At 30.6% G+C, this 10481-nt stretch carries 17 protein-coding genes; all 17 read right to left on the bottom strand.

All coding sequences use genetic code 11. The features are described 5' to 3' along the window. Nucleotides 1-237: 237 nt before the first annotated feature. Nucleotides 238-714: a DUF6155 family protein gene (locus tag OS188_RS14565; RefSeq protein WP_267149585.1), complete on the bottom strand. Its 477-nt coding sequence runs from the start codon at nucleotides 712-714 to the stop codon at nucleotides 238-240. Between the two features lie 168 nt (nucleotides 715-882). Then, nucleotides 883-1347 carry a hypothetical protein gene (locus tag OS188_RS14560; protein WP_267149584.1) on the bottom strand — a complete coding sequence of 155 codons (465 nt, stop codon included), beginning with the start codon at nucleotides 1345-1347 and terminating at the stop codon, nucleotides 883-885. A gap of 33 nt (nucleotides 1348-1380) precedes the next feature. Then, a complete protein-coding gene (locus OS188_RS14555; RefSeq protein WP_267149583.1) occupies nucleotides 1381-1728 on the bottom strand; it encodes a hypothetical protein in 348 nt (115 codons plus the stop codon). 190 nt (nucleotides 1729-1918) lie between these two features. Beyond that, nucleotides 1919-2545: a hypothetical protein gene (locus OS188_RS14550; protein ID WP_267149582.1), complete on the bottom strand. Its 627-nt coding sequence runs from the start codon at nucleotides 2543-2545 to the stop codon at nucleotides 1919-1921. 149 nt (nucleotides 2546-2694) lie between these two features. Beyond that, complete coding sequence (locus tag OS188_RS14545; RefSeq protein WP_267149581.1) at nucleotides 2695-2907, bottom strand: hypothetical protein; 213 nt, start codon at nucleotides 2905-2907, stop codon at nucleotides 2695-2697. A 132-nt stretch (nucleotides 2908-3039) separates the two neighbouring features. Then, nucleotides 3040-3291, bottom strand: coding sequence for a hypothetical protein (locus tag OS188_RS14540; RefSeq protein WP_267149580.1), 252 nt, complete (start codon nucleotides 3289-3291; stop codon nucleotides 3040-3042). A gap of 172 nt (nucleotides 3292-3463) precedes the next feature. Beyond that, nucleotides 3464-3781 carry a type II toxin-antitoxin system RelE/ParE family toxin gene (locus OS188_RS14535; RefSeq protein WP_267149579.1) on the bottom strand — a complete coding sequence of 106 codons (318 nt, stop codon included), beginning with the start codon at nucleotides 3779-3781 and terminating at the stop codon, nucleotides 3464-3466. Then, complete coding sequence (locus tag OS188_RS14530; RefSeq protein WP_040278988.1) at nucleotides 3781-4014, bottom strand: hypothetical protein; 234 nt, start codon at nucleotides 4012-4014, stop codon at nucleotides 3781-3783. Before OS188_RS14530 ends, OS188_RS14535 begins: the two co-directional genes overlap by 1 nt. 219 nt (nucleotides 4015-4233) lie before the next feature. Further along, nucleotides 4234-4767 (bottom strand): hypothetical protein, encoded by a 534-nt coding sequence (locus tag OS188_RS14525; protein WP_267149578.1) that lies wholly within the window; start codon nucleotides 4765-4767, stop codon nucleotides 4234-4236. Nucleotides 4768-4910: 143 nt separating this feature from the next. Beyond that, a complete protein-coding gene (locus tag OS188_RS14520; RefSeq protein ID WP_267149577.1) occupies nucleotides 4911-5699 on the bottom strand; it encodes a hypothetical protein in 789 nt (262 codons plus the stop codon). Between the two features lie 241 nt (nucleotides 5700-5940). Then, on the bottom strand, nucleotides 5941-6156 hold the full coding sequence (locus OS188_RS14515) for a hypothetical protein (RefSeq protein ID WP_267149576.1): 216 nt from the start codon (nucleotides 6154-6156) through the stop codon (nucleotides 5941-5943). A 4-nt stretch (nucleotides 6157-6160) separates the two neighbouring features. After that, nucleotides 6161-6760, bottom strand: coding sequence for a hypothetical protein (locus tag OS188_RS14510; RefSeq protein ID WP_267149575.1), 600 nt, complete (start codon nucleotides 6758-6760; stop codon nucleotides 6161-6163). A gap of 168 nt (nucleotides 6761-6928) precedes the next feature. Then, complete coding sequence (locus tag OS188_RS14505; protein WP_267149574.1) at nucleotides 6929-7471, bottom strand: hypothetical protein; 543 nt, start codon at nucleotides 7469-7471, stop codon at nucleotides 6929-6931. Nucleotides 7472-8111: 640 nt separating this feature from the next. After that, complete coding sequence (locus tag OS188_RS14500) at nucleotides 8112-8510, bottom strand: hypothetical protein (protein ID WP_267149573.1); 399 nt, start codon at nucleotides 8508-8510, stop codon at nucleotides 8112-8114. A gap of 165 nt (nucleotides 8511-8675) precedes the next feature. Beyond that, nucleotides 8676-8966 (bottom strand): hypothetical protein, encoded by a 291-nt coding sequence (locus OS188_RS14495; RefSeq protein ID WP_267149572.1) that lies wholly within the window; start codon nucleotides 8964-8966, stop codon nucleotides 8676-8678. Continuing rightward, entirely contained in the window at nucleotides 8963-9232 is a 270-nt protein-coding gene (locus tag OS188_RS14490) for a hypothetical protein (protein ID WP_267149571.1), read from the bottom strand. Before OS188_RS14490 ends, OS188_RS14495 begins: the two co-directional genes overlap by 4 nt. A gap of 254 nt (nucleotides 9233-9486) precedes the next feature. Then, nucleotides 9487-10329, bottom strand: coding sequence for a hypothetical protein (locus tag OS188_RS14485; protein WP_211292489.1), 843 nt, complete (start codon nucleotides 10327-10329; stop codon nucleotides 9487-9489). Between the last annotated feature and the right edge of the window lie 152 nt (nucleotides 10330-10481).

Genomic DNA, 10481 nt, shown 5'->3' with positions numbered 1-10481 from the left:
TTCGGTTTTTACTTATTTAAAATTCTAGAAAAAATCCGAAAACTAAACCAGGCTTTTTTCATTCGCGCAAACTTGCTCCAGCATTAAAGCCAACGGTTTTGTGTATGAAATGTGCGTGTTTGTGTCAGCGGATTTTCGGAACGAAAATCGGATGAAAGCAAACGCGCACTTTCCTTTCGATTGAGCACTAAACTACGCATTTTTTATACACAGTGTTAGCCACTGGCTTTTTTCGTTCTAATATTCAAGTTCTATTCCGAATTCACTCGCTTTATGAGATAGAGTTTTTATTCGTTCGAGATACTTTTCTTCAATTCCCATTTTATCTATTCCGAGTATTGCATTGTCAAACATTCTACCCATCGATATATAATAATTCTCATTCCAATACCCGAAATCTTCAATAATTTCTAAACAACAACTTACATAATGTAATTCCAGTTCAATATTTAGCTCTGTAATATTCATTTTGCGGACTGTGCGGATTATTTTTCGTGCTTCAGTCTCACGTAAATCCATATTTCTCCCATTTGGATAAATATATTTTTCAATTTCTTTTTTATATTTTTCTGTAAGCTTTACAATATCGCCTGTTGTGAATATATCTAAGTAGTTTTTAGCATCAGGAATTTTTTTATACATTTCCAAAATCAGTTTAATGATTTCAGTTTTGTCCATTTGGCTTAATTCCTTTTTTAATTCTCTAAGTGCCATATTTAGCTCGGTTTTTTTTCAGCTTGTGGCTAACGTGTTTGTATATGAAAAGTGCGTGTTTGTGTCAGCGGATTTTCGGAACGAAAATCGGATGAAAGCAAACACGCACTTTCTTTTGGTTAAGCACTAAAATAAGCATTTTTTATACACAGTGTTGTAAGCAGTTTTTTATTTTTCGTCAGTTTTATTATCGTCAATCGTGTCTTTAATTAGTGCGTTATAAATATATTCAGGTGTTTTTTCTTTCATTTTATCCATCTCAATTTGGAAGTGTTGAGATAGAAATTCTTTTTCCTTATCATTTAGGTTTTCAAGAATGCCAACTCTACCATAAAAACTAATATTTTCATCGTCCTTATGAACTAATACTATTAATGGATAACCGTTTTTTGCCTCAAACATTTTGAGGTTTCTTTCAATCCCTTTTTTAGGGTTTTGATAATCTAAAAAATATGTAAAACGAATATCCTTAACTATTGGATTGTCAAAGGTGTTACTTGTCGGAATCGCGGAATTAATAATTCCTTGAACTTCATAAAAATCAGCTTCATTATAGTCAGAGTATTTTTTTTCAGACTCACAAGAAAAAAGTCCGAAGGTCAATATTAATAGTATGGTTATTATTTTTTTCAAATTCCTTTGATTAAGCACTAAAATGAACAGTTTTTATTTTTTAAAAGTCATATATGAGATGTTATTCTCTGGGATGCCACCATATAAATTTTCTATTTTAAATTCATTATTACTAATTTTCACGAATTCAAAACTCTGTGATTGACTTTGTGATTCATGTGTTAATAAAATATTATCTCCACTAATCTCATACTTAAATTTGTCAATTGCATTTTCCGATTTAATAATTGTTAAATCAGAATCTGAAGTGAATTTTATTTGAGTTCGGTTCTCTATAGGAGTTATTTCAGAGTAAGTTCCTTGAAATTCAGAAGGATTGTCATCATTGCTACAAGAGAAAATTGATAATATTATAACTAAAAAAAATACATTGTTTTTCATAAAAAAAATCATTTGGTTAATAATCAGATTATTGGGGTTTAAATTGCTTACAACGTGTTTGTGTATGATTTCGTTGCGTGTTTAAGCACTAAAGTTAGCAAATATATCACAGATAGAAAGTCCGCGAGGACTTTCGTAAGTAAGCTATAACTAGCAATGAATTATACACGGTGTTAGCAAATCGGTTTTTTTATGTTTTAATCATATTTATCATTCCATAAGAATAACTTCCTTTTGGTAACCTGTCTCTAAAATCTTTAAAATATTTCCACAAGTTAAATTCGTTGTTAATTGACTTTAATATGTTCCGAACGTTTTTTATTTCAGACATTTCTGGGTCTTGATATCTTTCGTTTTCAGGTTCCCAATATGAGTAGACACGTCTTGTTTTTCCATTTCCGATTTCAAAAACATATGTCTTTCCATCAAATCCTTTCGGATAGTTTTCAATTTCTGCAGAATCTTTTAACGTCTCAATATTTTCCGCATTTAGAGAGTTAATTAATTTCTCAACAATTCTGTTTGGAATTTTTATTTTTTGATAAATAATCTCTGACTTATTCTTTCTTTTATTTTCTGTCACAAAATTTGTCAAAGTTCCGTTATAAGTTGAGTCAGTTATTTTAATCAGTTCCACAACCTGATAATCTGTCCAAATTCGGTAAGCTTTTTCAAAATTCAGACTGTCATAATGTTTTAATCCAATTTCAATTCGGTCAGACTCGATATAAGGATTCCAAAAGGATTCTTTTTCGGCTTGTCCAAATGCAAAAGTTGAAATCAGACTTAAAATTAATATGTGGATTTGTTTTTTCAACTGTTTGCTAACGTTGTTGTGTATGAGTTGTGGCGTGTGCCATCACGGACAATTCTAAACGGTCAACTGCCTGTGGAAAATCCGCAGGATTTTCCAAGTAAGCACAGACCCAGCCATAACTTATACACGGTGTTGGCATTTCGTTGTTTTTATTCAGTTTTATTTTTTTCTTTATCTGCTTGTTTTTTTAAATTATATCTGGTCATAAGTGCCATAAATGTTCCAAAAAAAGAGGCGTGAAATATAAATTTCCATATTTTGAAATCTTGTCCGTCAGAATAGTCAAATCCAGCCATAAGTCCAGCGTAAACGATTCCCGAAAACAAACCTGATTTTATAATTGATTTTATCTGCGTATTCATATTTTTTAAAATTCCATTTTTAGGTTAAATTTATTTCCGATTGAGTGAGCAATTCCGCAACTTTCTAAATTCCGCATTCAATTCAGTTTCCGATTCCGCAAACGAGCTAAAAGTCAAACGTTTTATTTTAAATCACTCTTTTTTATATTTCTTATGTTCTATTTTCTTTTTGTCTAAAATCGCATAAAATTTTCGTGGCGAGATTTTCAGGTCTTTTGTTATTTCGCTCACTTTTTTCTTTCCTTTTTTATACAACTTTAAATTCTCGTTTACTTTTTTGTCAAAATAGTGTTTTTCCAGTTTCTCAACAATTTGTAATTCAGTCTGATTTGAGTCATTCGCATATTTATCAATTTCCGATTTAATGTCTTTTAAATTACTCATAATTGTCATTTTTAACGGTTCTGCTCAATGAATGCCAACGGTTTTGTGTATGATTTCGTTGCGTGTTTAAGCACTAAAGTTAGCAAATAAATCACAGATAGAAAGTCCGCGAGGACTTTCGTAAGTAGGCTAAAACCAGCAATGAATTATACACGGTGTTGGCAACTGGCTTTTATTTCGTTCGTTTTATCTTTGGTGGGTTTTGTCGAGTATCAAAAACGTCAGCAATTTTTATAAATCCGCTGTCCATATCCACAGAATAAATCAGTTTATAGTTTTTGAATATTAAATATCTATAATGAATTTCCCTTTGTGTTAGTAATTCTTCTTCCTGTCCAATTAATGGTGTTTTTATCAACTTTTTAGGTTCGTTGATAATTCCTTTTAGAAGTTTTTTAGCAGTTTGAGGGCTTGCTTTCTTTTTGTAATACTCATAAATTTCGTCAAGTTGAGTTTCAGCAAATTCAGACCAAATAATTTTCAACGTCATTATTCGTACTTGGCTAAGAGTTCAGAACTGCTTTTAAATCGATTGTTTCGAAAGTCAGATTCCGATTTATCAATTCTTTTGTTCAGTTCATCTTGAGTCATAGGTTCGAATATTCGCTCGTCTGAAGTGTTTTTTTCTTTTCTCAAGATATTTTCAAGACGTGAAATAGCCTCTTCACTTTGAAGTTTTAAAAATTCTTTTACAAATTCTATTTTTCGAGCTTCTATATTCATTTTATTCAGCTTTTTATCAAAGATACAAAATTATCAATTTAATCCTCTAATTTTCTTGAATTGACGAATTTCACAGCTTGTTGCCAACGGTTTTGTGTATGATTAGTGGCGTGTTTAAGCAACTAATTTAGCAAATAAAAACCGAATAGAAAATCCGCGAGGATTTTCGTAAGCAAGCTCGAACTAGCCATTAATTATACACGGTGTTGCCACACGTTTTTATTTTTTATTCCAGACTTTGCTCGTCCAAAAACGATTGTCATTTATATTAAATCGGTTATCAATAAATTCCATTTCGGTCAGATAGATATTCCGATTTGATTTCTTTACTCTATTGAATCCGTCAATTTTATCAGAAGTCGAACTGTATTTCAGTCGGTCGAGTATTTTTATAGTTTTAGATTCCGCATTTTTAATTCCGATGTAACATTCGCCAGAGTAAGAAATTCCAGCGTCATTCATTGCGTATTGGTTTTCTTTTTTTGTAATTGAAAGAAAAACAATTTTATCATTAGGATTGTAAAAAATTGTATCAATATAAACTTCCAAGGTTTTTCCCTCTGGAGTTGCAGACGATTTTCGTAATGAATCACGTCTTGATTTTGTCAAATCCGAGAGAATTTTTTTGTCCGATTGATATTCAGCTTTTTCAATTCCGAATTTGTTCAAATATTCATTCGGTGTTGAAGTTTTCTTGCAACTAAAAAGTAACAAGAATGGCAAAATTGTTATATGTATCGGGATTTTTTTCAAATGTGTGGCAATGTTTTGTGTATGATTAGTGGCGTGTTTAAGCACCTAATTTAGCAAATAAAAACCGAATATAAAATCCGCGAGGATTTTCGTAAGTAGGCTTGAACCAGCCATTAATTATACACGTTGTTGCCACACGTTTTTTATTCCCAATATTCGTATTTAAAGTATCTACCAACATATCCGTTAACACTTTTCAAAAGTCCGTTTTTATAATATTTATAAGTCAATTCATATTCATTAATTCGGTCGTTCATAAAAATCGAATGAATTTCTGATTTGATAAGATAACCTTTTTTGTCGAATGTGTTTTTAATCGTTTTATCATCTTTAAACTTTTCTAAATCTTTATAGTCTTTATACGCTGTCGTGTTTGCGATTCCGTCAATAGTATCTATTACTTTTTTTAATTTTGGCTTTAAATAAGTGCCATAAAACCTACTAACATAAAAATCTTGTTCATATTCTTTTGATTTTTCGTAAACGACTATTGAGTCTTTAATCCGAGTTGTGGTCGATTTGTATGGTTCATAGAAGTATTTTGTTTCGTATTTAAAATTCCCCAAATTCTTTCGGGATGAAGTTAGCTTTCCATCATTCCCGTATTTAAAAGTGGATGAATCCTTTCCGACTGAATCTAATATTTTAATTAACTGATTTTTATTATTGTATTTAAATAGGTTGATTTTTTCAATCCGTTTTCTTTTTCGTGTTTTACGATTGTATGAGGCACTATATTTAGTTGAGCGTATTCGTTTTCCATTTTGGTCAAATTCAACAATTTCTGATAAGTCTTTTGGGGAATTTAAGTAGACAAATATTTTCTTTACTTGTCGGTTTGAATAAATACTATCAGGTTGCCATTTATTTTCAATTTGTCCAAAACTCAAAAATGGAATAGAAATAAATATTATAAAAATCAGTCTGCTCATTCTATGGAATTCGGTTTTTCTCAAATGTGTGGCAACGGTTTTGTATATGGCTCGTAGCGTGCAAATTAGCGATTACCTTTCGGTTAAGCACGAGCCGAATTTTTTAATTTTCTTATTATCTATTCTTTTCAATAAGCCAAATAAAAAAATTTGTCGGACTTCGTAAATATGCCTGAACTTCCGATTAAACAACTGACTAGCTATGAGCTATATACGTTGTTGTGGGTAGTGCTTTCGCGTGTTATTCTACCAATTTATTCTTTATAAATGTATTTAGATTATCTCTTAAAAGCAACATTTGAGATTTGGTCAAAGATATTCCGCCAGATTGTTGGTCGTTTCTACCAATAAAATTGATTTGTAAAACTTGTCCGTCATCTTCTAACATCAATTTTCTATCAACTCCTGAATTTTCATCCGGTAACATTATTGTAATGTTTTCCATTTCTATTTTCATAGCGTTATTCCTTATTTTTAGCTTTATTAATTATTTCGTTTAAATTTATCCCTAATCCAAAAATGTTTGGTTTTAGCTCTAAAATATCAAAATCCAAATATTTTTTCAATCCATTGGATTTGTTATCGTAATTAAATTTCCTTTCCTTTTTTAGGCTTTTTTTGATTTTATCTAATTCCGATTTGTATTCGGTCGTTAGTTTGTCATTTTTGAAAAGTTGCTGTTCAGCCTTTTCCAATTTATCGGTTATATTCAGAAATCCGATTTTCACACTTTCCATTGTTTTTGAAACAAACTCTTGATGTAACCAAATACTAATGTCGTGAAGTCTTGTTTGATAACCTGTTAATTTGAAATCTCCATCTTCAATAACTAAATCTCCGTTTTCAAAAAGCAAATCATTATCTGAACCATTATCTAAACCTTCTAAAACATAACTTATATCCTTATAAAGAGTGTTTAAGAAATTTGGATTTTCTTTTTTCAGCGGTATTAAGACTTTCTCAATATAATCATCCAATGATATTTTTTCCGAGTTTCGGATTTGTCTGATTATTTCCAAATTAGAATTTCTATCAAAACAGTCAAATTTTGTTTCTGTCATTTTTTCGTGCAGTTTTTTTTTGCATTACCCACAACGTGTTTGGCTATGGTTTCGTTGCGTGAAAATCCGTGAGGATTTTCCGCCGCAAACCGAAGATAGCAAATTTGCGAGGACTTTCCGCGAGGAAAGTCAGAAGCAATGAACTATAGCCGGTGTTGTGCATAGTGCTTATATTTTCATTAAATCTTTTTTCTTTTCTTTTAAGTACCAATATTTTTCTTTTCCATTACTAAAAAAGTGATTGTTTGTCGCTGTAAAGTTCATTTTGTCCATATCAATATTTACAGTCAGCGCTCGAATTTCTCCTCCTTTTTCGTGTTGAATTAAAAATGTTGCTATTGTAAATCCAAATTCATTTAATCCTGTGAAATATTTAATGTCAATTATTTTGGAACCAGGCTCAAAACCTTTTTTAATCATTTCTCTTTTTAAATGGTCTTTGCCATAATCGAAAATCACTTGTATATCAGTCAAGCGTTCCTTTTTTTTAGATTCAGAAAGATTTTTCCACATTCGGTAATCTTGCATAAACATAAAATCCGCTTTTTTTATTAATTCCGATGGTTCAAATTCAGATTCAGATTTTTTTTCTTCGGTATTCTGTTTGTCAGCTTTTATAATTTTTTTCTTTTTAAATACTAATTTGTAAATCCAATAAAATGGAAGTCCCATAAAGAAGAGAATTAGTAAAATCAAAAGAATTTCTATCATTGATTAGTTCGGTTTTCGCATTATGCACAACGTTTATGTATAAGATTAGTTGCGTTGTTTAAGTACCTAATTTAGCAAATACAAACCGAATAGAAAATCCGCGAGGATTTTCGTAAATAGGCTTTTACCAGCAATTAATTTTATACGGTGTTGGCAACTGGCTTTTTTTCGTTTGTTATTTTCTTAATTATTATTCCGCTAATAAAAGTCGAGATTATTGTCAAAAATAAAATCACTCTATAATTCAAATTATTCTGATGATATTTTAAAATTCCGTCATTCATTATTGGATTAGTCACAGTTATATTTATAAACTGACTTTCAAGAAAGCAAAAAAGACAGTAAAAAATCGGAACTAAAATTAGATAGACTAAATTCAACCATAATACTTTTTTAATTGAACGGATTTTTCGAGATGTGAAATAAAATCCGATTGGGATTAAAGTCAGAATGAAAGCAATGTCTGTCTCAAAGATTCTGAAGTCTTTTCCGCCATAAAATCCAAGTTCATAATTTGCTAAGTATTTTATCGTTCTGCGAGTCAAAATCCGATAGTCCAATTCATATCGTATTCCAATAATAAAAGTCAGAATTACGATGGCAATTAGTGAAATCAGTTTTCGTTTTTTTGATAGCATTTTTAATCTGTTATTTCTACTAATTCTAAATCTTTAATAACTTGATTAATATCAAATTCAAAACTCTTTGGAATATTCACAGTTGCAATACTTCCAAGGTCAACTTGCCAAAATCCGCCTCTTTTGGTTAATTCATCTCCAAGTATTCGATAATCAGATTCTTTATAGTTTGGTGTTAAACTAAATCTCCGAGTAATGAATTCCGATTTCTTAAGAATTTTCACAACTTCGTGTTTGTTTTCAGAGTTAATTTTGGTTTCAAATTCAGCGCCTAAAGTTAATTCGTTATTAAACAAATCATTGTCAATCATTCGAAATTGGTTTTCAGTTAATTGTTTAACGCAAAGTGTAGTTGTTACTTTTTCTCTTTTGTCATAAACTTCAATTTCTACTTCTTTCATTCTTTAGCGTTCTGGTTTTTGCTTGTTGCCAACGGTCTCGGCTATGAGTAGTTGCGTGGGTTAGCATTTAATTTAGCAAGTACGCACCAAACTGAAAATCCGCGAGGATTTTCAGAAGTAGGCGAGAATAAGCAATTACTTATAGCCATTGTTGTAATGCGTTTTTTATTTATTAGTTCTTTTGTTTTCAACCTTTTCTTCAGGTGTTTCTTTTTTCCAAGTTATATTATATTTTCTATCCGTTTCATAATTCGCCCAACTTTTTGTTCCGTCTTTCTCAAAATATAATCGTGTATGTAATTCATAACTTTTTGCACTTAAAAATGTCAGTCCGTTTTCTTCGCAATATTTTTTTCCAGCTTGCTTGTTTTTATACTTTATCAAATAATCCCAAGAGCGAAAAAATATAAATCCGACAATAAGTATGGTCAAAATGATTATTCCTATGATTTTCATTCAGCAAGTCTTATTGGGAATTCAGTCAATTCTCCGTTTGCAATATCTTTGATTTCATTGAGTGATTTCTGAAACCAATATTCCGTTTTGTTATTGTCATAATAGCTGAAACAAAATTCCATTTCAGTCGAATCAAATCCGCCACAAAAGTTGTCAGTTTGAAATTCATCACAACTTTCAATTTCACTCCATTCAGTTATTGTCAAATTCCGATTTAGAATGTCTTTAAAAATTTCTAATAGTTCGTTATTGACTGTTAATTTCATTTTAAATTTCAGTTTTTCTTAAATTCTGACTAACGTCAAATTTACTGTAATTTTCCTACACAAAACTTTTACTCGTTAGCTCAAGAAATTAACAGGTTTTTCTTGTGTGGGGAATGCATTACAACGTTGTTGTATATGGTTTGTTGCGTGGTTTAAGCACTAAAGTTAGCAAATAAAAACCGAATAGAAAATCCGCGAGGATTTTCGTAAGTAGGCTAGAACTAGCAATAAATTATATACGGTGTTGCCCACAGTTATTTCTTGTTTTTCTTTATTATTCTTAAAAGAGCGTGGATTGTCGCTAAATAATGATAAAACATCCAACTGTGCCAAATAGCAACATCGTATTTACTTTTCTGCTTTTCATTATGGTGTCTTATTCCGTAATTATTTGCGATATTAAATAAATCCGATTCGTCTTTTGATTCTAAAAATTCTTTTGCTTTTGGTCTTAAATATTCTAGAACATCAACTAATTCTCGTATTGAATCTTGTCTCTCGTCCATTGTTGACTTATATCTCCGAAATTTTAAAACTGCATTATTTATTTTAGTTTCAATATTTTCTTTGTCTGAAGTAGGAACATCGGCATCAAAGAGATGTGATAATCCTGAATCTGCTAATTGCAGAATTTCTCCATTTTTGGAAAGTTCAAACCCATTTGCGTAATCTTTTAAAATCGGATTAATTTGTTCTCTAAAATACAGTTGACCTTCTTTATCATTAAATTCCTCCCAATGATAACCACAACCATTATGTTGATGATAAAAACCATCTATTCCTTTAGAGCAGTAATCGTGTAGAAATTCTAAAACGTCAAATAAATCGTCTTCTGAGTAATTTTCTATTTGACTTGTTATTGGGAAAAGATTTTCCTTTTTTAAATGAATAAACATTACATCATCCAAGTCGTATCCTAATTCTCCCGCAACTTCTTCTTGGTCTTCGCAATAAAAACCGAAATATTTTTGAAAATATCCATCAGTTTCAATTTTCTTGTATATTATCAGGAATAATTTTTTCAGTACTTTTAAATCAATTACCTTATTCGGTATAATTTTACCTGTTCGTACCGAAAAATAATCTCTCTTATTCATACTGTTTTTTTAATTGTGGGCAACGTGATTGTATAAGATTAGTTGCGTTGTTTAAGCACCTAATTTAGCAAATACAAACCGAATAGAAAATCCGCGAGGATTTTCGTAAGTAGGCTTGCACAAGCAATTAATTTTATACGGTGTTGGCAACT

The organism is Xanthomarina sp. F1114, from assembly GCF_026410255.1.
Taxonomy (GTDB): Bacteria; Bacteroidota; Bacteroidia; order Flavobacteriales; family Flavobacteriaceae; genus Xanthomarina.
Note: the sequence above shows the minus strand (reverse complement) of the source record. Positions and strands in the feature narration are given on the sequence as shown.

Coding starts and splice junctions, on each gene's coding strand:
- OS188_RS14485 (WP_211292489.1), bottom strand. CDS start 10,329: ATGAATAAGAGAGATTATTTTTCGGTACGAACAGGTAAAATTATACCG.
- OS188_RS14500 (WP_267149573.1), bottom strand. CDS start 8,510: ATGAAAGAAGTAGAAATTGAAGTTTATGACAAAAGAGAAAAAGTAACA.
- OS188_RS14555 (WP_267149583.1), bottom strand. CDS start 1,728: ATGAAAAACAATGTATTTTTTTTAGTTATAATATTATCAATTTTCTCT.
- OS188_RS14495 (WP_267149572.1), bottom strand. CDS start 8,966: ATGAAAATCATAGGAATAATCATTTTGACCATACTTATTGTCGGATTT.
- OS188_RS14535 (WP_267149579.1), bottom strand. CDS start 3,781: ATGACGTTGAAAATTATTTGGTCTGAATTTGCTGAAACTCAACTTGAC.
- OS188_RS14530 (WP_040278988.1), bottom strand. CDS start 4,014: ATGAATATAGAAGCTCGAAAAATAGAATTTGTAAAAGAATTTTTAAAA.
- OS188_RS14540 (WP_267149580.1), bottom strand. CDS start 3,291: ATGAGTAATTTAAAAGACATTAAATCGGAAATTGATAAATATGCGAAT.
- OS188_RS14515 (WP_267149576.1), bottom strand. CDS start 6,156: ATGAAAATAGAAATGGAAAACATTACAATAATGTTACCGGATGAAAAT.
- OS188_RS14510 (WP_267149575.1), bottom strand. CDS start 6,760: ATGACAGAAACAAAATTTGACTGTTTTGATAGAAATTCTAATTTGGAA.
- OS188_RS14565 (WP_267149585.1), bottom strand. CDS start 714: ATGGCACTTAGAGAATTAAAAAAGGAATTAAGCCAAATGGACAAAACT.
- OS188_RS14545 (WP_267149581.1), bottom strand. CDS start 2,907: ATGAATACGCAGATAAAATCAATTATAAAATCAGGTTTGTTTTCGGGA.
- OS188_RS14520 (WP_267149577.1), bottom strand. CDS start 5,699: ATGAGCAGACTGATTTTTATAATATTTATTTCTATTCCATTTTTGAGT.
- OS188_RS14490 (WP_267149571.1), bottom strand. CDS start 9,232: ATGAAATTAACAGTCAATAACGAACTATTAGAAATTTTTAAAGACATT.
- OS188_RS14505 (WP_267149574.1), bottom strand. CDS start 7,471: ATGATAGAAATTCTTTTGATTTTACTAATTCTCTTCTTTATGGGACTT.